At 70.5% G+C, this 24,086-nt stretch carries 24 protein-coding genes; 21 read left to right on the forward strand and 3 right to left on the reverse strand.

Annotation, left to right across the window (positions count from 1 at the left end; translation table 11 throughout):
* Positions 1 to 34: 34 nt before the first annotated feature.
* The 3 genes from priA (at position 35) to ACN9MP_RS06565 (ending at position 3,053) form a co-directional block, all read left to right on the forward strand.
* Positions 35 to 781 (forward strand): bifunctional 1-(5-phosphoribosyl)-5-((5-phosphoribosylamino)methylideneamino)imidazole-4-carboxamide isomerase/phosphoribosylanthranilate isomerase PriA, encoded by a 747-nt coding sequence (gene priA, locus ACN9MP_RS06555; RefSeq protein ID WP_426324804.1) that lies wholly within the window; start codon positions 35 to 37, stop codon positions 779 to 781.
* Positions 765 to 1,553, forward strand: coding sequence for an SseB family protein (locus ACN9MP_RS06560; protein WP_426324806.1), 789 nt, complete (start codon positions 765 to 767; stop codon positions 1,551 to 1,553). Before priA ends, ACN9MP_RS06560 begins: the two co-directional genes overlap by 17 nt.
* Positions 1,554 to 1,658: 105 nt before the next feature.
* The gene (locus ACN9MP_RS06565) at positions 1,659 to 3,053 is read left to right on the forward strand and encodes a pyridoxal phosphate-dependent decarboxylase family protein (RefSeq protein ID WP_426324808.1); all 1,395 of its coding nucleotides are present in this window, start codon (positions 1,659 to 1,661) and stop codon (positions 3,051 to 3,053) included.
* Positions 3,054 to 3,061: 8 nt separating this feature from the next.
* Here the strand turns inward: ACN9MP_RS06565 and ACN9MP_RS06570 are convergent, their stop codons facing one another.
* Entirely contained in the window at positions 3,062 to 3,430 is a 369-nt protein-coding gene (locus ACN9MP_RS06570; protein WP_426325940.1) for a DUF1844 domain-containing protein, read from the reverse strand.
* A 293-nt stretch (positions 3,431 to 3,723) separates the two neighbouring features.
* On the opposite strand from ACN9MP_RS06570, the gene infC reads away from it, so the two are divergent.
* From infC to argH, 18 genes are all read left to right on the forward strand, one after another.
* A complete protein-coding gene (gene infC, locus ACN9MP_RS06575; protein ID WP_426324810.1) occupies positions 3,724 to 4,404 on the forward strand; it encodes a translation initiation factor IF-3 in 681 nt (226 codons plus the stop codon).
* A 70-nt stretch (positions 4,405 to 4,474) separates the two neighbouring features.
* The gene (rpmI, locus tag ACN9MP_RS06580; protein WP_045297246.1) at positions 4,475 to 4,669 is read left to right on the forward strand and encodes a 50S ribosomal protein L35; all 195 of its coding nucleotides are present in this window, start codon (positions 4,475 to 4,477) and stop codon (positions 4,667 to 4,669) included.
* 32 nt (positions 4,670 to 4,701) lie between these two features.
* Positions 4,702 to 5,085, forward strand: coding sequence for a 50S ribosomal protein L20 (rplT, locus tag ACN9MP_RS06585; protein ID WP_045297244.1), 384 nt, complete (start codon positions 4,702 to 4,704; stop codon positions 5,083 to 5,085).
* Positions 5,086 to 5,276: 191 nt separating this feature from the next.
* The gene (locus tag ACN9MP_RS06590; protein ID WP_426324813.1) at positions 5,277 to 6,077 is read left to right on the forward strand and encodes a TrmH family RNA methyltransferase; all 801 of its coding nucleotides are present in this window, start codon (positions 5,277 to 5,279) and stop codon (positions 6,075 to 6,077) included.
* Positions 6,078 to 6,157: 80 nt separating this feature from the next.
* The gene (locus ACN9MP_RS06595) at positions 6,158 to 6,946 is read left to right on the forward strand and encodes an amino acid ABC transporter ATP-binding protein (RefSeq protein ID WP_426324815.1); all 789 of its coding nucleotides are present in this window, start codon (positions 6,158 to 6,160) and stop codon (positions 6,944 to 6,946) included.
* A gap of 61 nt (positions 6,947 to 7,007) precedes the next feature.
* Entirely contained in the window at positions 7,008 to 7,925 is a 918-nt protein-coding gene (locus ACN9MP_RS06600; RefSeq protein WP_426324817.1) for a glutamate ABC transporter substrate-binding protein, read from the forward strand.
* 68 nt (positions 7,926 to 7,993) lie between these two features.
* Complete coding sequence (locus tag ACN9MP_RS06605) at positions 7,994 to 8,641, forward strand: amino acid ABC transporter permease (protein WP_426324819.1); 648 nt, start codon at positions 7,994 to 7,996, stop codon at positions 8,639 to 8,641.
* Positions 8,638 to 9,564 (forward strand): amino acid ABC transporter permease, encoded by a 927-nt coding sequence (locus tag ACN9MP_RS06610; RefSeq protein WP_426324821.1) that lies wholly within the window; start codon positions 8,638 to 8,640, stop codon positions 9,562 to 9,564. Before ACN9MP_RS06605 ends, ACN9MP_RS06610 begins: the two co-directional genes overlap by 4 nt.
* Positions 9,565 to 9,612: 48 nt before the next feature.
* On the forward strand, positions 9,613 to 10,668 hold the full coding sequence (gene pheS, locus ACN9MP_RS06615) for a phenylalanine--tRNA ligase subunit alpha (RefSeq protein ID WP_426324823.1): 1,056 nt from the start codon (positions 9,613 to 9,615) through the stop codon (positions 10,666 to 10,668).
* A complete protein-coding gene (gene pheT / locus ACN9MP_RS06620) occupies positions 10,668 to 13,205 on the forward strand; it encodes a phenylalanine--tRNA ligase subunit beta (RefSeq protein ID WP_426324825.1) in 2,538 nt (845 codons plus the stop codon). Before pheS ends, pheT begins: the two co-directional genes overlap by 1 nt.
* 80 nt (positions 13,206 to 13,285) lie before the next feature.
* On the forward strand, positions 13,286 to 14,266 hold the full coding sequence (locus ACN9MP_RS06625) for an NAD-dependent epimerase/dehydratase family protein (protein ID WP_426324827.1): 981 nt from the start codon (positions 13,286 to 13,288) through the stop codon (positions 14,264 to 14,266).
* Between the two features lie 375 nt (positions 14,267 to 14,641).
* Positions 14,642 to 15,688, forward strand: coding sequence for an N-acetyl-gamma-glutamyl-phosphate reductase (argC, locus tag ACN9MP_RS06630; protein WP_426324829.1), 1,047 nt, complete (start codon positions 14,642 to 14,644; stop codon positions 15,686 to 15,688).
* Positions 15,685 to 16,842: a bifunctional glutamate N-acetyltransferase/amino-acid acetyltransferase ArgJ gene (gene argJ / locus ACN9MP_RS06635; protein ID WP_426324831.1), complete on the forward strand. Its 1,158-nt coding sequence runs from the start codon at positions 15,685 to 15,687 to the stop codon at positions 16,840 to 16,842. Before argC ends, argJ begins: the two co-directional genes overlap by 4 nt.
* 13 nt (positions 16,843 to 16,855) lie before the next feature.
* The gene (argB, locus tag ACN9MP_RS06640) at positions 16,856 to 17,755 is read left to right on the forward strand and encodes an acetylglutamate kinase (protein ID WP_426324833.1); all 900 of its coding nucleotides are present in this window, start codon (positions 16,856 to 16,858) and stop codon (positions 17,753 to 17,755) included.
* On the forward strand, positions 17,752 to 18,984 hold the full coding sequence (locus tag ACN9MP_RS06645) for an acetylornithine transaminase (protein WP_426324835.1): 1,233 nt from the start codon (positions 17,752 to 17,754) through the stop codon (positions 18,982 to 18,984). Before argB ends, ACN9MP_RS06645 begins: the two co-directional genes overlap by 4 nt.
* Entirely contained in the window at positions 18,981 to 19,904 is a 924-nt protein-coding gene (gene argF / locus ACN9MP_RS06650; protein WP_426324837.1) for an ornithine carbamoyltransferase, read from the forward strand. Before ACN9MP_RS06645 ends, argF begins: the two co-directional genes overlap by 4 nt.
* A gap of 27 nt (positions 19,905 to 19,931) precedes the next feature.
* Positions 19,932 to 21,068, forward strand: a complete 1,137-nt coding sequence (locus tag ACN9MP_RS06655) for a heparan-alpha-glucosaminide N-acetyltransferase domain-containing protein (protein WP_426324839.1) — start codon at positions 19,932 to 19,934, stop codon at positions 21,066 to 21,068.
* Positions 21,069 to 21,323: 255 nt separating this feature from the next.
* Positions 21,324 to 22,754 (forward strand): argininosuccinate lyase, encoded by a 1,431-nt coding sequence (argH, locus tag ACN9MP_RS06660; protein WP_426324841.1) that lies wholly within the window; start codon positions 21,324 to 21,326, stop codon positions 22,752 to 22,754.
* A gap of 20 nt (positions 22,755 to 22,774) precedes the next feature.
* Here the strand turns inward: argH and ACN9MP_RS06665 are convergent, their stop codons facing one another.
* Together ACN9MP_RS06665 and ACN9MP_RS06670 are read right to left on the reverse strand one after the other, a co-directional pair.
* Complete coding sequence (locus ACN9MP_RS06665; protein ID WP_426324843.1) at positions 22,775 to 23,368, reverse strand: hypothetical protein; 594 nt, start codon at positions 23,366 to 23,368, stop codon at positions 22,775 to 22,777.
* A 4-nt stretch (positions 23,369 to 23,372) separates the two neighbouring features.
* Positions 23,373 to 23,972: a DNA-binding protein gene (locus ACN9MP_RS06670; protein WP_426324845.1), complete on the reverse strand. Its 600-nt coding sequence runs from the start codon at positions 23,970 to 23,972 to the stop codon at positions 23,373 to 23,375.
* Positions 23,973 to 24,086 lie beyond the last annotated feature (114 nt).

A 24,086-nucleotide genomic window follows, 5' to 3' on the forward strand; every position in this document is an offset into this window, starting at 1 on the left:
CTCCCCACGACTTTCGATGCCTGAGCCAGGAGCCATGAACGATTTCGCGTCCACACCCAAGCTCGTCCTTCTGCCCGCCGTCGACGTCGCCGACGGCAGAGCCGTCCGCCTGACGCAGGGCGAGGCCGGCACCGAGACGAACTACGGCGACCCCGTCGACGCCGCCCTCGACTTCGCTCGACAGGGCGCGCAGTGGATCCACCTCGTCGACCTCGACGCCGCCTTCGGCCGCGGCAGCAACGCGAGCGTGCTGCGCCGGGTCATCAAGCAGGTCAAGGGGGTGCAGGTCGAGCTGTCGGGCGGCATCCGCGACGACCGCACGCTGGAGGCAGCGCTCGAGAGCGGCGCCTCGCGCATCAACCTGGGCACTGCGGCGCTCGAGAACCCCGAGTGGGCCGCCGACGTCATCGGCCGCTACGGCGACGCCATCGCGGTCGGCCTCGACGTGCGCGGCACGACGCTCGCCGCACGCGGATGGACGCGCGAGGGCGGCGACCTGTGGACAGTCCTCGACCGTCTCGAATCGGCCGGCTGCAGCCGTTACGTGGTCACCGATGTCACCAAGGACGGCACACTGAAGGGCCCGAACCTCGACCTCCTGCGGGAGCTGACGACGCGCACGCCGAAGCCGGTCGTGGCCTCCGGTGGCGTCTCGAGCCTCGACGACATCGCCGCCCTCCGCGATCTGGTGCCCCTCGGCGTCGAAGGGGCGATCGTCGGCAAGGCGCTCTACGCGGGCGCCTTCACGCTCGCCGAGGCGCTGGATGTCGCCGGACACTGACCCGCACGCCGGCCACCACGGTCACGGCGGCGATTCGGCGGGCGTCCCCTGGGAGGGGCGCAGCTTCCAGGCCAACCCGCACTCCTCTGACGACGGCTCCGCCGATCCCGACCTGCTCGCCGCCCTCGGGGCGTTCCGCGCGGGTTCCGGCGGGCAACGCGAGGTGATCGACGCCTACCGTTCGGCGCGTCTGCTGATCCCACTCGTCGCCGAGAAGGGCGACCACGGCATCGGCCCCCACGGCGTCGAGGTCGATAAGACGCAGGAGCTCTCCATCGTCACGGTGGCCTCCCCGGACGGTCGCCGCGTGCTCCCCGTCTTCACCTCGGTCGACACGATGAGGCAATGGGATGCCTCGGCCCGGCCGGTCCCCGCCGACGGCGTGCGCACCGCGCTCTCGGCGGCAGCCGACGACACCGACCTGATCGTGGTCGATCCCGGCTCCGAGACCGAGTTCGTCATCCGCCGCCCCGCGGTCTGGGCGATCGGACAGGGCCAGCCCTGGGAGCCGAGCTTCCTGTCGCCCGAAGTGGTCGCGGGGCTGCATGAGAGCATCGGCGGCGAGCTGTCGGTGGTCGACCTGAGCGTCGAGCCCGGCGACCCCGACGCCCGGCTGCGCGGACCCGAGCTCGTGGTGCGGCTCCATCTCATCGACGGTCTCGAGAAGGCCGCGCTCGACGCGGTGCTCGGGCGCCTCGCGAAGCGCTGGTCGGCCGACGATCGGATCGCGGTGCTGGTCGACTCGCTGACGGTCAAGCTCGTCCGCGGCTGAGCGGCGTCCTCCCGGCAGGGATCACCACCACCGTCGCGCACGCCGTGCCCGCGCGCTTGCGAAGACGGGCCGTGGGGCGGAGGATCGGCTCGGCGAAGGGTTCCCATGAACGAAGGCGGCACGCAGGAGCAGCACCGGGAGGCGCTCGAGCATGCGCACCGGCACGCTCTGGCCTGGCTGGACTCGCTGGCTGATCGCGCGATCCGTCCCGAGACCGACGCCGACGGGGTCCTGGCACGTCTCGAGCGTGCGCTGCCGGACCGCGGGGCAGCACCGGCGGCCGTCGTCGACGAGCTGGCGGCGGCTGCGGCACCGGGGCTCATCGCGCTGGGGTCTCCGCGGTTCTACGGCCTCGTGATCGGGGGGACGTACCCGGCCGCGATGGCCGTGGACTGGCTGTTGTCGGCGTGGGATCAGAACTCCGGCGCCCGGCAGCTGACCCCCGCCACGGCCGCCGTCGAGGAGGTCGCCGCCGCCTGGCTCCTGGATCTGCTCGGGCTGCCGGCTCGCAGCGGGGTGGGCTTCGTGACCGGTGGGACGATGGCGAACTTCGCCTGCCTCGTGACGGGGCGCGACGCGGTGCTCCGCAGGGCGGGGGTGGATCCGGCCGCAGGAGTCGGGCAGGCGCCTCCGATCCGCTTCCTCGCCGGCGACGCCGTCCACACCTCGATGGTGCTGGCTGGGCGTCTCGCCGGCCTCGGAGCGCCCCGCACCGTCGGCGCAGATGATCAGGGACGCATCGACGTCGGCGGTCTCGAGCGGGCACTGAGGGACGGCACCGGACCGGCCCTGGTCGCCCTGCAGGCGGGTGATGTGCACTCCGGCGCGTTCGACGACTTCGAGGCGGCCGTCGACGTCGCCCACCGCGCCGGCGCGTGGGTGCACGTCGACGGTGCCTTCGGACTCTGGGCGGCCGCCAGCCCCAGGTTCCGCCACCTCGTCCGGGGCCTCGCCGGCGCGGACTCCTGGGCGACGGATGCCCACAAGACCCTCAATGTGCCCTACGACTGCGGTGTCGCCGTCGTCGGCGACGAGGCGGCGATGACGGCTGCTCTCGGCGCGCACGCGGCGTATCTGCCCGAGATGACCGGTGTCGCGGACCCCTACGACCTCGTGCCCGAGATGTCGCGCCGGGCGCGCGGGGTGCCGGTGTGGGCCGCGCTGCGCTCGCTCGGCCGTGAGGGTGTCATCGGCCTGATCGACGGTCTGGCGGATGCCGCGGCCGGCCTGGCTGCCGGATTCCGCGGCATTCCGGGGCTGGAGGTGCGCAACGACGTCGTCTTCACGCAGGTGTGCCTGACGGCGCGTGATGACGCCGAGACGGCGGCGCTGGGGGAGTGGTTACGCGCGGAGGGCACGATCTGGGCGTCGTCCTCCACGTGGCAGGGCCGAACGGTGGTGCGCTTCGCCGTGAGCAACCGCGGCACCGACGAGGAGGCCGTCCGCCGCACGGTCGACGCGGTCGCGCGCGGCGCGGCAGCCCTCGGCATCGGCGCGTGACCCGGGGATCAGGTGACCGGGCCCGTCCACTTCTCGCCGGGACCCTTGCCGATCGGGTCGGGGATGACGGATGCCTCGCGGAACGCCAGCTGCACCGATCTCAGGCCGTCGCGGAGCGACCGGGCGTGCATGTCGCTGATCTCCGGAGCGCCGGCGGTGATGAGCCCCGCGAGGGCGTTGATGAGCTTGCGAGCCTCGTCGAGGTCGGTCTGCGTCGCGGGGTCGTCGGCGAGTCCCACCTTCACGGCAGCGGCGCTCAGCAGGTGCACCGCAGCCGTGGTGATCACCTCGACGGCCGGCACGTCGGCGATATCGCGGGAGGCCTCGGCCGCCGCGCGCTCCTGTTCCTCCCAGCGGGCCTGACGCTCGGCATCCACCGCCGCTGCGCTCGTCGGATCGCCGTCCTGGTCTCGAATCGTGTCCACGCCGTTCTCTCTGATAGACTGCTGCGGTCTCCGGTGCGTCCTGCATCGGATCGGAAAGTGGATCACATCCCACCCGCGCTTGCCGTTCCAGGCTACCGGGTCATGCACTCCGCCCCGACCGTCCTGCGGCCGGGGTAGCCGCCAGGGCGACCGGCGGGAACTCCGTCACAGGAGAGGGTGCAAGAAGTCGGCGCTCGAAGCGTCCTGACGGGTGGAGTGGCTCCTCTTCCACCCGCGACACGACCATGTGTCGCGGTGGTCCAGCCCATATACCCAAGGAGTTCCGCATCAGCGATCCCCGCACCAACGACCGCATCCGCGTCCCCGAGGTCCGCCTCGTCGGACCCGCGGGTGAGCAGGTCGGCGTCGTCCGCATCGAGGTGGCGCTGCGCCTGGCCCAGGAGGCCGACCTCGATCTCGTCGAGGTGGCCCCGAACTCGAAGCCGCCCGTGGTCAAGATCATGGACTACGGCAAGTTCAAGTACGAGGCTGCGCAGAAGGCCAAGGAAGCGCGTCGCAATCAGGCGAACACCGTCCTCAAGGAGGTCCGGTTCCGTCTGAAGATCGAGGCCCACGACTACATCACCAAGCTCAAGCGCGCCGAGGGCTTCCTCCAGTCCGGCGACAAGGTCAAGGCGATGATCCTGTTCCGCGGTCGCGAGCAGTCGCGTCCCGAGCAGGGCGTGCGTCTGCTCCGCAAGTTCGCCGAAGACGTCGCCGAGTTCGGCACGGTCGAGTCGAATCCGACCATCGACGGCCGCAACATGGTGATGGTCATCGCGCCGCACAAGAACAAGTCCGAGGTGAAGACCGAGCAGAACGCTCAGCGCGCCGCGAACAAGGAGGCCGCCCGGTCCGCCCGCAGCGGCGGCGCCGAAGCCCCGGAGAGCCCGGCCGCCGAGGCCGAGGCCGCCCCGGCCGAATAGGCCCCACGAACTCCCGCACCGCGGGATACCGACTCCCGCCTGGGCGGGAAGTGAAACGAAGGAAGAAGAGATGCCGAAGCAGAAGACCCACTCGGGGGCCAAGAAGCGCTTCAAGGTCACCGGCAGCGGGAAGCTCATGAAGCAGCAGGCGAACCTCCGCCACAACTTCGAGGGCAAGCCCAGCCGCCGTACCCGCCGCCTGTCGCAGGAGCAGGTGCTCGCCCCGGGCGACGCCAAGGTCGCGAAGAAGCTCCTCGGCCGCTGACGCGCGCCGACGCAAGTTAGGAACATCAAGAAATGGCTAGAGTCAAGCGGGCGGTCAACGCCCACAAGAAGCGTCGCGTCATCCTCGAGCGCGCCTCCGGTTACCGGGGCCAGCGTTCGCGTCTGTACCGCAAGGCGAAGGAGCAGGTCACCCACTCGCTCGTCTACGCGTACCGCGACCGCCGCAAGCGCAAGGGCGACTTCCGCCGTCTGTGGATCCAGCGCATCAACGCCGCTGCCCGCCAGAACGGCATCACGTACAACCGCTTCATCCAGGGCCTCGGCCTCGCGGGCGTGCAGGTCGACCGCCGCATGCTCGCCGAGCTCGCGGTGAACGAGCCCAAGACCTTCGCGTCGCTCGTCCAGACCGCCAAGAAGGCGCTGCCCGAGAACGTCAACGCTCCGAAGAGCGCCTGATAACACCGGCCGACGGTCCGAGTCAGGCGCGAAGCGCGCGTATCGAGATCATCCCTCCACGAAGGGCGTCCTCCGCGCGGAGGGCGCCCTTCGCCGTTCGGTTGGCAGGGCGGTGCCTCTGACACGGCTCGTTCCTCGTCCGCTGGGGAGGGCGAGACGAAACGCGGATGCCGCGACCCTAGACTGATGCCGTGCTCGAGAACCCTCGCTCTCCGCGTGTCCGCGCCGTCGCGAAGCTGACGAAGCGCAGCGCTCGTCAGGAGACGGGACTGTTCCTCCTCGAGGGTCCCCAGGCGGCGCGCGAGGCCTTGGCCTACCGGCCTGACACGCTCGTGGAGATCTTCGCGACACCGACCGCGCTCGAGAAGCACACCGACGTGAGGAACGCAGCCGAGGAGGCGGGCCTCGAGGTCGTGTACACCACCGAGGCGGTGCTCGACGCGATGGCCGACACGGTCACGCCGCAGGGCATCGTCGCCGTGGCGCGGCAGTCGCCGACCTCCGTGAGAGAGGTGTTCGCGGCATCCCCCCGGCTCGTGGCCATCTGCGAGGAGGTCCGCGACCCCGGCAACCTGGGCACGATCATCCGCGCGGCCGACGCGGCAGGAGCGGACGCGGTGATCCTCACGGGCCGCACCGTTGACCCCTACAACCCCAAAGTCGTCCGCGCGACGACGGGGTCGCTCTTCCACGTTCCGGTCGCGGTCGGCGTGGATCTCGCCGCCGCCGTCGAGAAGGCCCGTGCCGCCGGGGTGCGGATCATCGCCGCCGACGTGGGGGGAGCGGACTTCCTGGCCTCGCGCGACCTGCTCGCCGAGCCGACCGCCTGGCTGTTCGGCAACGAGGCGCGCGGCCTCGACGAGGAAGCCCTCGCCCTCGCCGACCTCTCGCTGCGGCTGCCCATCTATGGTGCCGCGGAGTCGCTGAACCTCGCCACCGCCGCCAGCGTCTGCCTCTACGAGACGGCGTTCGCGCAGCGCGCCGCGGGCTGAGCGTTCCGTCGCTGTTACAACACGGTAAAGACGCGGGCAAGGGCTGGCACCCCGTCGGAGCCCCGCTCTAGGGTGAGGCTATGACGCCTGACGACAGTGCGCCGCGAACGAGCAACATCTCCGTTCGCCGCGGCGACCCGCTGGTCCAGATCACCAACGTCCAGAAGCACTATGGCGACTTCCAGGCGCTGAAAGACATCGATCTCACCGTCAATCGCGGTGAAGTGGTCGTCGTCATCGGGCCCTCCGGCTCGGGCAAGTCGACGCTCTGCCGGACGATCAACCGCCTCGAGACGATCACGAGCGGCACGATCACGATCGACGGCAAGGAACTGCCGAAGGAGGGCAAGGCGCTCGCGGCGCTGCGAGCCGACGTCGGCATGGTCTTCCAGTCGTTCAACCTGTTCGCGCATCTCACGATCCTCGACAACGTCACTCTCGGCCCGATGAAGGTGAAGGGCATGAAGAAGGCTGAGGCCGAGGCATTGGCCAAGCGACTGCTGGACCGCGTGGGCGTCGGCCATCAAGCGGGCAAGCTGCCCGCTCAGCTGTCGGGCGGTCAGCAGCAGCGGGTCGCCATCGCGCGGGCCCTCGCCATGGAGCCGAAGGTCATGCTCTTCGACGAGCCGACCAGTGCGCTCGACCCCGAGATGATCAACGAGGTGCTCGACGTCATGGTCGGCCTCGCGCAGGACGGCATGACGATGATCGTCGTCACCCACGAGATGGGGTTCGCCCGCAAGGCCGCCGACCGCGTGGTCTTCATGGCCGACGGGCAGATCGTCGAGGAGGCGACGCCGGAGGAGTTCTTCACCAACGCGCGCTCGGATCGCGCGAAGGACTTCCTGTCGAAGCTCCTCACCCACTGACGTCCGCGCCCGCACCGGTGCGGCGAACGAAGAAACACACGGAACGGACCTGGAGGATCACATGCGAAAGCTCAGGATGGGCGGCGCGCTCGCGGGAATCGCGATCGCAGCGCTCGCGCTGACGGCGTGCAACAGCGGCACGCCCGGCACGACGTCGACGGACGAGGGCGATGCCGGCGATGAGGAGACCTCGAGCACGCCCTGGGAGGTGGCCACCGATGTCAGCATCGACGGCAGCCCCACATTCGACGCGATCTCCGAGCGCGGCTCGGTCAAGATCGGCGTGAAGGAAGACCAGCCGGGCCTCGGCTACCTCGACCCCACGACCGGGGAGCGCACCGGCTTCGACGTCGACATCGCGCGCTGGATCGCCGCGTCGCTCGGCTACGACGAAGACAAGATCGAGTTCACGGCGATTCCGTCGGCCAACCGTGAGCAGGCGATCGTGAACGGCGACATCGACTACTACGTCGGCACCTACTCGATCACCGACAAGCGCAAGGAGCAGATCTCCTTCGCCGGGCCCTACTTCGTCACCGGGCAGGGTCTGCTCGTCGCCGCTGACAACGACGACATCGAGGGGCCGGACGACCTCGCGGGCAAGAACGTCTGCTCGGCGACCGGATCGACATCGATCCAGCGGATCAAGGACGAATACCCGGAAGCCACCACCACCGAGTTCGACACGTACTCGCAGTGCGTCGAGCAGCTCAAGAGCGGGCAGGTGGATGCCGTGACGACGGACGAGGCGATCCTCATCGGCTATGCCGCGCAGGATCCTGACAACCTCAAGGTCGTGGGCGACGTGTTCAGCGAGGAGCGCTACGGCGTCGGCATCCAGAAGGGCGACACGGCGTTCGTCGAGTTCGTGAACGAACTGTTCACCGACGGCGGCGACACGTGGGAGGCGATCTTCGAGAACAACCTCGGCGCCGCCGGCGTCGAGCCCGACCAGCCGGCCGTCGACCCGGTCGACTGACAACCGACGGTGGCGGCATCCGGCGTGATCCGGGTGCCGCCACCTCATCCGAGGAGGAGGACGCGCCGGTGAACATCCTCACCGACTATCCCGACGTCTGGCGGGACGCGCTGGTCGGCACACTGGTGCTGTTCTTCGGCGGCGGCGTGATCGCAATCGTGCTGGGCGTCATCGTCGGCGCCATGCGCGTGTCGCCCATTCCGGTGGCCCGCGCCATCGGAACCGTGTACGTGAACTGGATCCGCAACACCCCGCTCACGCTGGTGATGTTCTTCTTCGCGTTCTGCGTGCCGCTCCTCGTGCCCGGTCGAGCGAACTTCCTGGTGCTCGCGGTGTGCGCGCTCGGGATCTACACGGCCACCTACGTGGCCGAGACGATCCGCTCCGGCATCAACACCGTCCCGGTGGGCCAGGCCGAGGCTGCCCGCGCTCTGGGCTTGACGTTCGGGCAGGTCATGTCGCTCGTGGTGCTCCCGCAGGCGGCGCGCTCGGTCATCCCGCCGATGATGAGCGTCTTCATCGCACTGCTGAAGAACACGACGGTGGCCGCCGGATTCTCGGTCGTGAACCTCGGAAACATCCGCGCGGAGATGAGCGAGAACGGCGAGAACCAGCTCCTCACCATCGTGTGGGTCATGGTCTTCTTCGTCGTGATGGTGCTGCTGCTGGCCTGGCTGCAGCGAGTACTCGAGAACCGATGGAGGGTGGCGCGATGAGTTCGGTCCTGTACGACGTCCCGGGTCCCCGGGCGATCGTCCGCAACCGCATCCTCGGTGCGGTCACCGTGCTGATCGTCCTCGCCGTCCTGGGCTGGGTGCTGTGGCGCTTCTGGGTCACCGGGCAGTTCACCCCCGAGAAGTGGTACGCGTTCACCTTCACGCGCATCTGGGAGCAGTTCGGTCTGGCGACCCTGCGCACCCTCGCGGCCTTCGCCGTGGCATCCGTGGGCGCACTGATCCTGGGTTTCGTGCTCGCGATCGGCCGGCTGTCGGATCACGCGTGGGTGCGGATGCCGATCACCGGCGTGACCGAGGTGTTCCGGGCGATCCCGGTGCTGATCTTCATGATCCTGCTGTACTACGGCCTGCCCGTGATCGGCATCAAGATGAGCTCTTACTGGGCGGTCGTCATCGCACTCATCGCCTACAACGGCTCCGTGCTGGCGGAGGTCATCCGCGCCGGCGTCGAATCGCTGCCGAGCGGGCAGAGGGAGGCGGGGTACGCCATCGGCCTCCGCAAGGCCGGCGTCATGCGCCTGATCCTGATGCCGCAGGCGATCCGTGCCATGATGCCCGTGATCATCGCCCAGCTCGTCGTGACGCTCAAGGACACCGCACTCGGCTTCATCATCACGTACCCCGAGCTGCTCTACTTCGCACGTCTGCTCGGGTCGAACGCCGTGCTCGGGTCGCCGCTGATCCCGGCGGCGCTCGTCGCGGGCACGATCTACGTCATGCTCTGCCTCGCGCTGTCGTACGTGGCGTACACCGTGGAGAAGCGACTGCGCCGCTCCCCGAAGACCAGCGGTGTGGCCGGGGCGGGCATGGGTCCGGGCCAGGGGAATGCGCCGACGACCGACACGGAGCTGATCGCCGCGCAGAAGGGCATCGGCAAGTTCGATCCCGGCAGCACTGCGTAGCATCTGCGGGGCGGAGCAGGGCATCGCCCGTCGGTAGACTCGTCTCTCGTGTCTGACGTTGCCCCGAACACTCCGGCAGAGATCACGCCCGAGGCGGTGAACGCCGCCGTCGACGCCGCCCTCGAGGCCATCGCCGGCGCTGCCGACACCGCGGCGCTCAAAGCCGTCCGGTCCGCCCACTCCGCCGAGGGCTCGCCGCTGGCGAAGCTCAACGCGCGGCTGCGCGACGTGCCCAGCGACAAGAAGGCCGAGTTCGGCAAGCTCGTCGGCCAGGCGCGCGCTCGCGTGAACCAGGCGTTCGCCGCCCGCGAGCAGCAGCTCGCTGCGGCCGAGACGGCCGCCCGGCTGGAGTCCGAGCGCATCGATATCACCGCCGTCGCGGCTCGCGCGCGCGTGGGGGCGCGGCATCCGATCTCCCTTCTGCAGGAACAGATCGCCGACATCTTCGTCGGCATGGGGTGGGAGATCGCGGAGGGTCCGGAACTCGAGCACGAGTGGTTCAACTTCGACGCGCTGAACTTCGACGTCGACCACCCTGCGCGTCAGATGCAGGACACCTTCTTCGTCGACCCGGTGGAGCGTCATCTCGTCATGCGCACGCACACGAGCCCGGTGCAGGTGCGCTCGATGCTCGAGCGGGATCTGCCGCTGTACGCACTGTGCCCCGGGCGGGTCTACCGCACCGACGAGTTCGACGCGACGCATCTTCCCGTCTTCACGCAGTTCGAGGGCATCGTCGTCGACAAGGGCATCACGATGGCCCACCTCAAGGGCACGCTCGACCACGCCGCGCGCGTGCTCTTCGGACCGGAGGCCAAGACCCGGTTCCGCGCCAACTACTTCCCGTTCACCGAGCCGTCGGCGGAGCTCGACCTGTGGCACCCGACCTTCAAGGGCGGAGCGCGATGGATCGAGTGGGGAGGCTGCGGGATGATCAACCCGAACGTGCTGCGCGCGGCGGGGATCGACCCGGAGGAGTACTCGGGCTTCGCGTTCGGCATGGGCATCGAGCGCACGCTCATGTTCCGCAGCGACGTCCAGGACATGCGGGACATGGCCGAGGGCGATGTCCGCTTCAGCGAGCAGTTCGGAATGGTGGTCTGATGCGCGTCCCGCTTTCGTGGTTGCGTGAGTACGTCGACGTCCCGGCGGGCACGACGCCCGAGGACGTCCTGGCGGCGCTCGTGCGCGTCGGGTTCGAAGAGGAGGACGTGCACCGCTTCGAGCTGCAGGGCCCGATCGTGGTCGGCGAGGTGCTCGACTTCGTCGAGGAGCCGCAGTCCAACGGCAAGACGATCCGCTGGTGTCAGGTGCGCGTGGCCCCCGAGGGCGAGACGGCCGCCGACGGCGGTGACGCCGTGCACGGCATCGTGTGCGGTGCCCGGAACTTCTTCGCCGGCGACAAGGTCGTGGTCACGCTTCCCGGCGCGGTGCTGCCCGGGCCGTTCCCCATCGCGGCGCGCAAGACGTACGGCCACGTGTCCGACGGCATGATCGCGTCAGCCCGTGAACTCGGCCTGGGCGAGGAGCACAGCGGCATCCTGCGCCTCATCGAGCTCGGCCTCGACGCGCCCGTCGGCACCGATGCCATCGAGCTCCTCGGCCTCGACGACGTGGCTGTCGAGATCAACGTCACGCCCGACCGCGGGTACGCGCTGTCGATCCGCGGCGTGGCCCGCGAGTACTCCCACTCGACCGGCGCCCCGTTCCGGGACCCGGCCGACCGCCCCTGGGAGGAAATCGCTCCCGGCTCCGGCTTCCCCGTGAGCGCGGGCGACCTCGAACCCATCAGGGGCCGCGCCGGCGTCACCGAGTTCGTGGCCCGCGTGGTGCGCGACGTCGATCCGACCAAGCCGACGCCGGCCTGGATGATCGCGCGCCTGGCGCTCGCCGGCATCCGCTCGCTGGGCATCCTGATCGACGTCACGAACTACGTGATGCTCGAGCTCGGCCAGCCGATCCACGGCTACGACCTCGACCGGCTCCAGGGGGGCATCACGGTGCGGCGGGCGACGCCCGGAGAGAAGCTTCAGACGCTCGACGGCAAGGTGCGCACCCTCGACCCCGAGGACCTCCTCATCACCGACGAGTCCGGCCCCATCGGTCTCGCCGGCGTGATGGGAGGCGGCACCACCGAGATGAGCGACACGACGCGCAACGTGCTGATCGAGGCCGCGATCTTCGACACCGTGTCGATCGCGCGCACCGCCCGGCGGCACAAGCTGCCGAGCGAGGCATCCCGTCGTTTCGAACGGGGCGTCGACCCGCTCATCCCGTTCGTCGCGGCGCGCCGCGTCGCCGACCTCATGGTCGAGTACGCCGGGGGCACGAGCGACGACGAGTACGGCGCGGCGCTCTTCGCCGAGGTCGACATCCCGGGCATCGAGCTTCCGCCGACCTTCGTGCAGCACCTGATCGGCGTCGACTACACGCCCGGGCAGATCGAGGCGGCGCTGCGCCTCATCGGCTGCGAGGTCGTCGAGGCCGAGGACGACGCCGCCGGGTGGCAGGTCATCCCGCCGTCGTGGCGTCCCGACCTCACCGACAAGTGGACCCTCGCCGAGGAGGTCGCCCGCATCGAGGGCTACGACCGCATTCCGTCGGTGCTCCCGCTGCCGCCATCGGGGCGCGGCCTCACCGCAGCCCAGCAGGGCCGGCGCCGAGTGGCCAACGCCCTCGCGGCCGCCGGCTACGTCGAGACGCCCTCGTTCGGCTTCACCACCGAGGAGCAGAACGACCTGCACGGCTCGCCGTCGGGCGAGCACCTCCCGAGCGTGAAGCTGGCCAACCCTCTCGACGGCCAGTCGCCCTTCCTGCGGCGCTCGCTCGTGCCCGGTCTGCTGCAGGTCGCGCACCGCAATGTCGCGCGCGGTCTCACCGACCTGTCGCTGTTCGAGGTCGGCGTGGTGTTCCTTCCGAAGCCGGGCGTGCGGTACGGCACGTCGTTCGTGCCCCCGCTGGCGGTGCGGCCGGATGCGGCGACGCTCGCCGAGCTGAACGAATCGATCCCGCCGCAGCACCGCTACGTGGCGATCCTCCTGACCGGGAGCATCGTCGCCAAGCAGCCCGGTGTGGCACCGGTGACGGCGGACGTGGCGGACGCCCTGGACGCCATCCGCACCATCGCGGCGGCCGCCGGAGTCTCGATCGATGTGACCCAGGGTGAGCGCGCCGCGCTGCACCCGGGTCGCACGGGCGTGCTCGCCGTCGGGGGGACGGAGGTCGGCTACGTCGGCGAGCTGCTGCCTGCCGTGGCCGAGGCTTCCGACCTCCCGGGTCACGTGATCGTCGCCGAGCTCGATCTCGACCTCACCCTCTCCCTCGCCGGTGAGAAGGTCGTCGCCGCGTCGCTCTCGGGCTTCCCGGCGGCGACCCAGGACGTCTCGCTCGTCCTGGCCGCGGACGTGCCCGCCGCCGAGGTGCGAGCGGCGCTGGTCGAAGGATCGGGTGAGCTGCTCGAGTCGCTGCGCCTCGTCGACGACTATCGCGGCCCGGGCGTGCCCGAGGGGCGCAAGAGCCTCACGTTCGCGCTGCGCTTCCGTGCCCCTGACCGCACGCTCACGGCCGCCGAGGCGACCGAGGCGAAGCTCGCAGGCGTCACCGTGGCGGCCGAGCGGTTCGGCGCGATCCTGCGGGAGTAGGTCGCGTCGTCTCGGCGGCGATGCTTCGCGCTGCGGCGCGGAGCGGGCACCACGGCCGCAGTGTCTGGTTGGGTGTGATCATGACCGACGTGCTGGTGCTGGGCGGAACGGGATGGCTGAGCGGTCGGATCGCGACGCGGTGGGCGGATGCCGGAGCGGCCGTCACCTGCCTCGCCCGAGGCGGTCGCGAAGCGCCGTACGGGACGACGCTCGTCGTCGGCGACCGCGAGCGGGAGGATGCCTACGACCAGGTCGCTCGCCGCGACTGGGACGAGGTCGTCGACGTGTCGTCGAGTCCCGCGCACGTCGAGGCGGCGCTGGAGGCGCTGGGCGAGCGCGCCCGGCACTGGACGTACATCTCCACCGTGTCGGTCTACGCGTCGAGCGACGACACGGGCGCCGACGAATCGGCGGAGCTGCTCGCACCCGCCCCGCCCGGCGAGGAGGAGGACTATGGCCGCGCGAAGGCGCGGGCCGAGGCATCCGTCCGCTCCGCGCTCGGATTCCGGGCGGCCGTCGTGCGTCCGGGGCTCATCGTCGGGCCCGGCGACCCCACGGACCGGTTCGGGTACTGGGTCGGGCGGTTCGCGCTCGCAGCCGGTGCCGAGGTGCTGACGCCGGATGGGCGGGGGCGCGGCGCACAGGTGATCGACGTCGACGACCTGGCCGATTTCGTCCAGGCGATCGGGCAGGAGCGGTGGACGGGTGTGGCGAACGCCGTGGGGGACCCGATCGACCTCGACGCGCTGCTCGCCGAAGCCCGGCGCGTGGCCGGTCACACCGGCTCGGTGGTGCCGGCGGCCGACGCCTGGCTCGAGGAGCACGACGTCGCCTACTGGATGGGTCCGCGGTCCCTGCCGCTGTGGCTGCCGGTGGGCATGCCGGGATTCTGGACGCGCGCGAACGCCGCCTACCGTCTTCTGGGCGGCCGCTTCCGCCCACTGCGCGACACGCTCGAACGCACCCTGGCCGACGAGCGTGAGCGCGGCCTCGAACGCGAGCGTCGCGCCGGTCTCGCGCGCGAGGACGAGCTGGCGCTGCTGCACGAGCTCCAGTCCTGACCGGCCCCGACGACTTCCCGTGTTCTCGCCGAGAGCACACGATGAAGGCGCATATGACATGTGGTCTCGGCGAGATCACATGATGCGGGCACGAGAAGGCGGGCGGGAGACGGCCGGAATCACGGATGCCGCGACCCGGCCGATTTGGCAATGCTTCGCGGCAGCGGCTATCGTCGGCGCATGGCTTCGGCGACGCTCCCGCACTTCCCGCGGTTGCTGAGCGTGCCGACCCACCTGGCGAGCGTCGCTCCCGCGCGCCGACGCCGTCTGGACCAGCGCCGATTCTAGGCGACCCCGCACGCCGTCCTGTCATGGACGTCTGCGAGCGGGCGTCGCCGTCTCCGGCTCCCAGCCCCAGACTCTAAGGTGGAATCCATGACATATTCGGTCGCCGTCTCCGGCGCATCCGGCTATGCGGGCGGCGAGATCCTGCGGATCCTCGCCGCGCATCCCGACGTCGAGATCCGCACCGTGACCGCGCATTCCAACGCGGGACAGCCGCTCATCCAGCACCAGCCGCACCTGCGCTCACTCGCGCATCTGACCCTGGAGCAGACCACCCCGGAGGTGCTCGCCGGCCACGACATCGTCTTCCTGGCGCTGCCGCACGGGCAGTCGGGCCAGTACACCGACGCCCTCGGCGACGTGCCGCTGGTCATCGACGCCGGTGCCGACCACCGCCTCACCACGCAGGCGGACTGGGACCGCTTCTACGGGGGCGAGTTCCACGACCCGTGGGCGTACGGCGTCCCCGAGCTCACCGTAGAGGGCGGCAAGCAGCGCGAGCGCCTGGTCGCGACATCCCGCATCGCCGCTCCCGGCTGCAACGCCTCGACCGTCTCGCTCTCGCTCGCACCGGGCGTCTCGGCGGGCGTGATCGACCCGTCCGACATCGTGACGGTGCTGGCCGTCGGCCCGTCGGGCGCCGGCAAGAGCCTCAAGACGAACCTGCTCGCCGCCGAGATCCTCGGCACGGCCAACCCCTACGCGGTGGGCGGTACGCACCGTCACATCCCCGAGATCGCGCAGGCGCTCCGCGGCGCCGGTGCTCAGGGACGGATCGGGATCTCCTTCACTCCCGTGCTCGTACCGATGTCGCGGGGAATCCTGGCCACCTCGACCGCGCCCATCGCGCCCGGCGCGACCGACGACCAGGTCCGCGCGGCGTGGGAGGCGGCCTACGACGGCGAGACCTTCGTGCAGCTCCTGCCGGCCGGGCAGTTCCCGCGCACCGCCGACGTGCTGGGTGCGAACACGGCGCTGATGGGCCTCGCGATCGACCGCGACGCCAACCGCGTGGTCGTCGTCACCGCCGTCGACAACCTCGTCAAGGGCACTGCCGGTGCGGCCGTGCAGTCCATGAACATCGCGCTGGGCCTCCCCGAGGGCACCGCGCTCACCGTGAACGGAGTAGCCCCGTGAGCGTCACCGCGCCCCAGGGATTCGAGGCAGCGGGCGTCGCCGTCGGTCTCAAGTCGACCGGAAAGCCCGATGTCGCCGTCGTCGTGAACCGCGGCCCGCTCAAGGTCGGCGCCGCCGTCTTCACGAGCAACCGTGCCAAGGCGAACCCGATCCTCTGGTCTCAGGAGGTCATCCGCGACGGCGTCGTCGAGGCGGTCGTGCTGAATTCGGGGGGCGCCAACTGCTTCACCGGGTCGTTCGGCTTCCAGACCACCCACCAGACCGCTGAGAAGGCCGCCGAGCTCCTGGATGTGAGCGCGGGCGACATCCTGGTGTGCTCGACCGGCCTCATCGGTTCCGGCGACGAGGTGTTCCGCGGCAAGGTGCTCGAAGGCACCGAGCAGGCGATCGCCGCACTGTCCGCCGACGGCGGGGAGGCGGCATCCCTCGCCATCATGACCACCGACTCCCGGCCGAAGCGCGCAGTCGCGACGGGGGACGGCTGGTCGATCGGGGGCATGGCCAAGGGAGCCGGGATGCTGGCCCCCGGCCTCGCCACGATGCTCGTGGTGATCACCACCGATGCCGTGCTCGACGCGGCCCGGGCCGACGCGGCGCTGCGCGCGGCCACCGCCCGTACGTTCGACCGGCTGGACTCCGACGGCTGCATGTCGACGAACGACCAGGTCACGCTCCTGGTGAGCGGCGCCTCCGGCGTCACGCCCGACCCGGAGGCGTTCGATGCCGCGCTGGCCGGCGTCTGTCTGGACCTCGCGCAGCAGCTGCAGGGGGATGCCGAGGGCGCGAGCCACGACATCACCATCCGTGTGACGAATGCCGCGTCGGAGGAGGACGCCGTCGAGGTCGGCCGCTCGGTCGCCCGCAACAACCTCTTCAAGGCCGCGATCTTCGGCAACGACCCCAACTGGGGGCGGGTGCTCGCCGCGATCGGCACCACGCGGGCCGCGTTCGACCCCTACGACGTGGACGTGTGGATGAACGGCGTGCGCGTGTGCTCGCAGGGCGGCCCCGACGCACCGCGGGAGGCCGTCGACCTGACGCCGCGGGCGACGGACCTCATCATCGACCTCAAGGTGGGCGCGGCGTCGGCGACGATCCTCACCAACGACCTCACCCACGACTACGTCCACGAGAACAGCGCGTACTCCTCATGATCAAGCAGGCCTCATGACCGATCTGCAAGAGACCGATCCCGGCGAAGCGAGCGCCCGGGCGGTGACCCTCATCGAGTCGCTGCCGTGGCTCAGGCGGTTCCGCGACCAGGTCGTCGTGGTGAAGTACGGCGGCAACGCGATGGTGAGCGAAGAGCTGCAGGATGCCTTCGCCGCCGACATCGCCTACCTCCGCTACGTCGGGGTCAAGCCCGTCGTGGTGCACGGCGGCGGCCCGCAGATCTCGTCGATGCTCGACCGCCTCGCGATCCCGAGCGAGTTCAAGGGCGGCTACCGCGTCACCTCGACCGAGGCGATCTCGGTGGTGCGAATGGTGCTCACCGGTCAGATCAACCCGCAGCTGGTCTCCAAGATCAACGCCCACGGACCCGTGGCGACGGGTCTCAGCGGCGAGGACGCCGGACTCTTCGGCGGCCGTCGTCGCGGCGTGGTCATCGAGGGCGTCGAGCACGATCTCGGGCGCGTCGGCGATGTCGTGCAGGTCGATCCGCAGCCCGTGCTCGACCAGATCGAGGCGGGCCGCATCCCTGTGGTGTCGAGCATCGCTCCCGACCTCGATCACCCGGGACACTCGCTGAACGTCAACGCGGATGCCGCAGCATCCGCCCTCGCGGTCGCCCTCGGGGCCGCGAAGCTCGTGGTGCTCACCGACGTCGCCGGTCTCTACGCCGACTGGCCCAACCGCGACTCGCTCGTGTCGCACCTGAACTCCACCGAGCTGCGCGCGATGCTGCCGAAGCTCGAGTCGGGCATGATCCCCAAGATGACGGCGTGCCTGGAAGCCGTCGAGGGCGGCGTGGAGACCGCCGCCATCATCGACGGGCGGGTGCCGCACTCGGTGCTCGTGGAGATCTTCACCAGCAAGGGAATCGGAACAGAGGTGGTGCTCGGATGACGTGGCAGGACGATGCGGGGCGCGACCTCGTCAAGAGCTTCGGCCCGCGCATGCAGATGTTCGTGCGGGGCGAGGGCTCGTACCTGTGGGACGACGGCGGCAAGCGCTACCTGGACTTCCTCGCCGGGATCGCGGTGGACTCCCTCGGCCACGCGCACCCGGTGTTCGTCGACGCGATCGCGAGTCAGGCGGCGACGCTCGCGCACGTGTCGAACTACTTCGCCACGCCGCCCCAGCTCGCGCTCGCGGCGACGCTCAAGCGCCTCGCCGGCACGGGCGACGAGGGGCGGGTGTACTTCGGCAACTCCGGCGCCGAGGCCAACGAGGCCGCGTTCAAGCTGGCGCGCCTGCACGGCGGTGCCGACCGCCCGCGCATTCTCGCGCTCACCGACGCCTTCCACGGCCGCACCATGGGCACGCTCGCGCTCACCGGCAAGCCGTACATGCAGGAGCCCTTCCTCCCGATGACGCCGGGCGTCGAGTTCATCGACTCGACCGTGGAGGCGCTCGAGGCCGCCATCGACGACCGCGTCGCCGCGCTCTTCGTCGAGCCGGTGAAGGGCGAGGCCGGAGTCCTGCCGCTTCCGGAGGGATACCTGAGGGCCGCGCGCGAGATCACCGCGCGTCACGGCGCGCTGCTGATCGTCGACGAGATCCAGACGGGCGCCGGCCGCACGGGGGAGTGGTTCGCCTTCCAGCACGAGGGCATCACCCCCGACGCCATCACGGTCGCCAAGGGCGTCGGCGGCGGCTTCCCGATCGGCGCGCTCATCACGTACGGCCCGGCGAGCGAGCTCTTCTACCCCGGAACCCACGGCTCGACGTTCGGCGGCAACGCGCTCGGCACCGCGGTCTCGGGCGCAGTGCTCAGCGAGATCGAGCGGGCCGACCTGGTCCGGAACGCGGCCGAGCGCGGCGAGCAGCTGCGCGCGGCGATCGAGGGGATCGACTCACCGCTGATCGCCGGATGCCGCGGCCTCGGGCTGCTGATCGGCGTGGGTCTGAAGCATCCGGTGTCCAAGGCTCTCGTGGCGGCCGCCCAGGAGCACGGCCTCGTCATCAACGCGCCCAACGACGAGACGATCCGGCTCGTGCCGGCCCTCACGATCGGCGATGTCGAGATCGACGAGTTCATCGAGCTGTTCACCGCGGCGCTGCGGACCGTCGAGGACGCACTCGTGATCGATGCCTCGACGGCGTCCGGCACGAGCACGGAGGTCTCCGCATGACCCGCCACCTGCTCCGCGACGACGACCTGACCCAGAGCGAGCAGAACGAGATCCTCGAGCTCGCGGTCGCTCTCAAGAAGGACCGCTGGAAACTCAAGCCGCTCGAGGGCCCGCAGACCGTCGCGGTGATCTTCGACAAGTCCTCGACGCGCACCCGCGTGTCGTTCGCGGTGGGCATCGCCGACCTCGGCGGCTCGCCGCTCATCATCTCGACCGCCAACAGCCAGCTCGGCGGCAAGGAGACCCCTGCCGACACGGCGCGCGTGCTCGAGCGGCAGGTCGCCGCGATCGTGTGGCGCACGTATGCGCAGGCGGGCCTGGAGCAGATGGCGCAGGGAACGCGCGTGCCGGTCGTCAACGCGCTGAGCGACGACTTCCACCCGTGCCAGCTGCTCGCCGATCTGCTCACGATCAAGGAGCACAAGGGCGAGCTCGAAGGGCTCACCCTGGCGTTCTTCGGCGACGGCAAGTCGAACATGGCGCACTCGTACGTGCTGGCCGGCGTCACCGCGGGCATGCACGTGCGCGTGGCGTCGCCCGAGGCCTATGCACCGCGCGACGACGTGATCGCCGACGCCGATCGCCGTGCCGCCGAGACCGGGGGCTCGGTCACGCTCTACACCGACCCGAACGAGGCGGCAGCGGGTGCCGATGTCATCGTCACCGACACCTGGGTGTCGATGGGCAAGGAGGAGGAGAAGCTCGAGCGCCTGCGCGACCTCGGCGCGTACAAGGTGACGCAGGAGCTGATGGGCCTCGCGAAGAGCGACGCCGTCTTCATCCACTGCCTGCCCGCCGACCGCGGCTACGAGGTCGATGCCGAGGTGATCGACGGGCCGCAGAGCGTCGTGTGGGACGAGGCGGAGAACCGTCTGCACGCTCAGAAGGCGCTCCTCGTCTGGCTCCTCCGCCAGGACTGAGCAGAGGCCGCGAGAGGCCCCGGGGCGTTGAGCGAGCGCAGCGAGCGGCAACGCCTCGCGTCGGCTGATGCGGGTCGGCTCGCGTCGCGGCTGGAGCGACTCAACGGTGGCGCGCGTCTCGCCGGCGTCGACCTGGCGCGCGGCCTGGCGGTGCTCGGCATGTTCGCGGCGCATCTGCTCTGGATCACGGACCCCTTCGACTGGGGAACGCCGGGCACCTGGATCGCCCTCGTGGACGGCCGGTCCTCCATCCTCTTCGCCACGCTCGCCGGCGTGTCGATCGGCCTGGTGACCGGGGGACGGGTGCCGCTTCCCCCCGCCGCCATGATGACTGCGCGGGGGCGGCTCGCCGTAAGAGCGGGACTCCTTTGGGTCCTCGGCATCCTGCTCATCCTCACCGGCGTACCGGTGTTCGTGATCCTGCCCGCGTACGCGCTGATGTTCCTGCTGGCGCTGCCCTTGACGTCGTTGCCCGCGCGTGTGCTGCTGCCGCTGGCAGGTGCGCTCGCCATCGTCATGCCGTTCGCGCAGGTGGTCCTGGACGCGCCGCCCTTCTGGAGCACGCCTCTCGGCGATGCCCTGTCGAAGACCATCGGCTGGCACTACCCGTTCACAACGTGGGTCGCGTTCGTCGTCGCGGGTCTCGGCGTCGCGAGGGCGGGCCTCAGCCGGCTCCGCGTGCAGCTGTGGCTCCTCGGTGCCGGCGCGGCCCTCGCGGCCTTCGCATATGCGGCGGATGCGGGCGCCGGCGGCGACCCCGAGGCTGAGACCGCGACGTACCTGGGGGCACTGTGGACCGCCCGAGCGCACTCCACGGGTCTGCTCGAGGTGGTCGGGTCCGGCGGGTTCGCGCTCGCCGTGCTGGGGGTGTGCCTGCTGCTGTGCCGCACGCCGGTGACCTGGGTCGTGCTTCCGCTGCGGGCGGTAGGCGCCATGCCGCTCACGGCGTACACGCTCCAGCTGGTCGTGTGGGCCGTCGTTGCGGGCGCGACGCTGGATCGCGTCGGCGACCTGGCGGGGTTCCGCGACCTCGACCCGTTCTGGCCGCTGACGATCGCGACGATCGTGCTGTGCACGGCGTGGGCGCTCCTGATCGGCCGAGGGCCCCTCGAGACGGTCGTCGACGTGGCGTCCCGTTTCGCCGTCCCGGCCGGCCGCCACTGACGCGCGCCCCGCTGACGCGCGGCAGGGTGCGCTGGTCCTGGGTTGGCCCGTGCGGTCGCTTGCGGCGCGGGTTGCGGCACTTGGGGCCTGTGGAGAAGCCGTCGCCGCCTGCCCGAGTCGGCCCACACGGTCGGTTGTGGCGCAGGTAGCGGCGCGAAGGGCCGACCGGACACACGGGAGAAGCGGATGCTGCCGCCTCCCTCCGGCGGGTGAGCCACGGCAGTGGGGCGCGCGACGCGTCGGTAGGCTGGTCGAGTGAGTGAATCGAAGGGCGACGGAACCAACGAAGGCGCGCTGTGGGGGGCCCGTTTCGCGACGGGGCCGTCGCCGGAACTGGCGGAGCTGAGCCGCTCGACCCACTTCGACTGGGATCTCGCGCTCTACGACATCGCGGGATCGCACGCGCACGCGAAGGCGCTCGCGGCGGCGGGCTACCTCACCGCCGCAGAGGAGCAGGCCATGCACGACGGCCTGGATGTGCTGGCCCAGGCCGTGACCGACGGAAGGCTGCGGCCGTCGGCGGCGGATGAAGACGTCCACGGCGCGCTCGAGCAGGCGCTCATCGCCACCGTCGGGCCGGAACTCGGCGGGAAGCTGCGCGCGGGCCGCAGCCGCAACGACCAGATCGCGACTCTCGTGCGCATGTATCTGCTCGACCACTCGCGCACCATCGCGCGCGAGATCCTCCGCCTCGTCGACGCGCTCGTCGCTCAGGCCGAAGCCCACCCCGACGCGATCATGCCGGGACGCACGCATCTGCAGCATGCGCAGCCCGTGCTGCTCGCCCACCATCTGCAGGCGCACGCCTGGCCACTGGTGCGCGACCTCGAGCGTCTGCGGGATTGGTCGGTTCGCGCCGCGGTGTCTCCCTATGGCGGCGGCGCGCTCGCCGGATCCACGCTCGGCCTCGACCCGCAGCTGGTCGCGCGGGAGCTCGGTCTCGACCGTCCGGCAGAGAACTCCCTCGACGGTACGGCCGCGCGCGATGTCGTCGCCGAGTTCGCCTTCGTCACTGCCCTCATCGGCATCGACCTGTCGCGGTTCGCGGAGGAGATCATCCTCTGGAACACCCGGGAGTTCGGCTTCGTCACCCTCGACGACGGCTACTCGACGGGGTCGAGCATCATGCCGCAGAAGAAGAACCCCGACATCGCCGAGCTGGCGCGCGGCAAGGCCGGGCGCCTCATCGGCAATCTGACCGGACTGCTCGCGACGCTCAAGGCGCTGCCGCTCGCCTACAATCGCGATCTGCAGGAAGACAAGGAGCCGGTGTTCGACTCGGTCCGCACCCTGGAGACGGTGCTGCCTGCGTTCGCGGGGATGGTCGCCACGCTGCGGTTCGATACCGATCGCATGGCGGCGCTGGCGCCGCAGGGCTTCTCGCTCGCCACCGACGTCGCCGAGTGGCTCGTCAAGCGCGGAGTGCCGTTCCGCGACGCCCACGAGATCTCGGGCCAGCTGGTGCGCGTCTGCGAGGAGAACGGCATCGAGCTGCACGAGGTCACCGACGAGCAGCTCGAGACGGTCTCGGCGCACCTCACCCCGGAGGTGCGGGAGGTGCTGAGCGTCGAGGGTTCGGTCGCCAGCCGCACGGGCGCCGGAGGCACTGCTCCCGTGCGGGTCTCGGAGCAGCGCGCCGAGCTGATCGAGCGCGTGCAGGCCGCCGCCCACAGCCTCGGTCTGTGACTCGGGGGGGGGCCCGAGGGTCACCAGATCGCGAGCCGCACGAGCGCCGCCACGGTGCACGCCCAGACGAGGCTCGCCAGCGTGCCGATGATGAACCGTTCGCGGGTCTCGGCGGTGGCCAGCTCCGAGAAGCGCCCGATGCCCTTGAGTGCCACGACGACCGCGATCGCCTCGGGGAATCCGGCGATGATGCCGAGGGCCACCGCGACGCGCTCGAGATAGCCGATCGTGGTGCCACCGCGCATCACCTCCCGCACCGGGGCTTCGGCGAGGTCACCTGGCGCCGACGGCGCACGCAGCAGGATGCCGCCGTTGTCGCCCTCTTCGACGCGCCCGTGGGTGGCGATCTCGAGTACCCGACGGGTGATCGGGTTGCCGCCGAGCACGGCGAGAGCGGTGCCGAGGAGCGCGATCCCGAGGCCGGCGAGCAGTGGCACGTTGAACGGCGACACGGTGACGGCCAGCAGCGACAGGACGACGAGCGCGCCTGCGACGATGAGAGGGATGTCGGTCGGCTTGCGCAGGCTGATCACCACGACCACGAGCGCCCCGCACAGTGCGAGGAACAGGAAGATCGTGAGCGCGGTGATCAGCAGCACGTCGGCGGAGACCATGCCGTCAGTCTGGCATGGAGGGCGGATCCAGCCGGGCGAGCACGCGGGTGAGCGCCGGCACGGCGGCCTCCTCCGTTCGCAGCCCGGCGGCCTTCACCCGCAGGCTCACTGCGCCCTCCGAGATGCCGAGGCGCACGGCGGCGTCCCGCTGCGTGAGTCCCTCGGCGAGGAGGTCGTACACCTCCCATCCTTCCGTCGTGCGCCGGTCCCGGAGGTCCACCAGGAGGCGGACGAGGGCCTCCGCGTCGTCGTCGTCCCCCGGGCCGGTGATGGCCAGTCGCGTGGTGGCCTTCTTGGCGCGATCGACGGCGTCGCGGGCGTTGACGAAGGCGTCGCCGCGGGCGGCGCGGACGCTATCGGGCAGCGGCGACTCGACCGTGCCGATGCCGAGACCGACGCTCCACTGGCCCGTGCGGGTGAGTTCGAGCACGATCGTGAGAGCCGCCTCCGGGTCGGCGACGGCCACCTGCACCTCGTCGCCCGCCGTTCGCTCGGGTGCGAGTGCCAGACCCCGGCCGGTGTGTGCCCCGAGGGCGACGAGTGTTGCCGGGACGAGGTCATCCGTCCTGCGGCTGTCGCGCTGGTCGCTGGTGATCACGAACACGGAGCGCTCCTTATGCGTGGGACCTAAAGTCACACGAAGTTTAGCCTCCAGCCTTTTCAACCGAAAGCCTACAGGCTCAAGATAACCGAGCTTAAGTCTACGGGCATAAGCGCA

Origin of the sequence: Microbacterium sp. E-13, from assembly GCF_049912955.1 — a bacterium.
GTDB lineage: Bacteria > Actinomycetota > Actinomycetes > Actinomycetales > Microbacteriaceae > Microbacterium.

Excerpts from the sequence above, each read along its gene's own strand:
- argC (WP_426324829.1), top strand. The coding sequence starts at position 14,642 with ATGACATATTCGGTCGCCGTCTCCGGCGCATCCGGCTATGCGGGCGGC.
- ACN9MP_RS06595 (WP_426324815.1), top strand. The coding sequence starts at position 6,158 with ATGACGCCTGACGACAGTGCGCCGCGAACGAGCAACATCTCCGTTCGC.
- ACN9MP_RS06665 (WP_426324843.1), bottom strand. The coding sequence starts at position 23,368 with ATGGTCTCCGCCGACGTGCTGCTGATCACCGCGCTCACGATCTTCCTG.
- argF (WP_426324837.1), top strand. The coding sequence starts at position 18,981 with ATGACCCGCCACCTGCTCCGCGACGACGACCTGACCCAGAGCGAGCAG.
- ACN9MP_RS06645 (WP_426324835.1), top strand. The coding sequence starts at position 17,752 with ATGACGTGGCAGGACGATGCGGGGCGCGACCTCGTCAAGAGCTTCGGC.
- rpmI (WP_045297246.1), top strand. The coding sequence starts at position 4,475 with ATGCCGAAGCAGAAGACCCACTCGGGGGCCAAGAAGCGCTTCAAGGTC.
- rplT (WP_045297244.1), top strand. The coding sequence starts at position 4,702 with ATGGCTAGAGTCAAGCGGGCGGTCAACGCCCACAAGAAGCGTCGCGTC.
- priA (WP_426324804.1), top strand. The coding sequence starts at position 35 with ATGAACGATTTCGCGTCCACACCCAAGCTCGTCCTTCTGCCCGCCGTC.
- ACN9MP_RS06610 (WP_426324821.1), top strand. The coding sequence starts at position 8,638 with ATGAGTTCGGTCCTGTACGACGTCCCGGGTCCCCGGGCGATCGTCCGC.
- ACN9MP_RS06560 (WP_426324806.1), top strand. The coding sequence starts at position 765 with ATGTCGCCGGACACTGACCCGCACGCCGGCCACCACGGTCACGGCGGC.
- pheT (WP_426324825.1), top strand. The coding sequence starts at position 10,668 with ATGCGCGTCCCGCTTTCGTGGTTGCGTGAGTACGTCGACGTCCCGGCG.
- ACN9MP_RS06565 (WP_426324808.1), top strand. The coding sequence starts at position 1,659 with ATGAACGAAGGCGGCACGCAGGAGCAGCACCGGGAGGCGCTCGAGCAT.
- infC (WP_426324810.1), top strand. The coding sequence starts at position 3,724 with ATGTGTCGCGGTGGTCCAGCCCATATACCCAAGGAGTTCCGCATCAGC.
- ACN9MP_RS06600 (WP_426324817.1), top strand. The coding sequence starts at position 7,008 with ATGCGAAAGCTCAGGATGGGCGGCGCGCTCGCGGGAATCGCGATCGCA.
- argB (WP_426324833.1), top strand. The coding sequence starts at position 16,856 with ATGACCGATCTGCAAGAGACCGATCCCGGCGAAGCGAGCGCCCGGGCG.
- ACN9MP_RS06625 (WP_426324827.1), top strand. The coding sequence starts at position 13,286 with ATGACCGACGTGCTGGTGCTGGGCGGAACGGGATGGCTGAGCGGTCGG.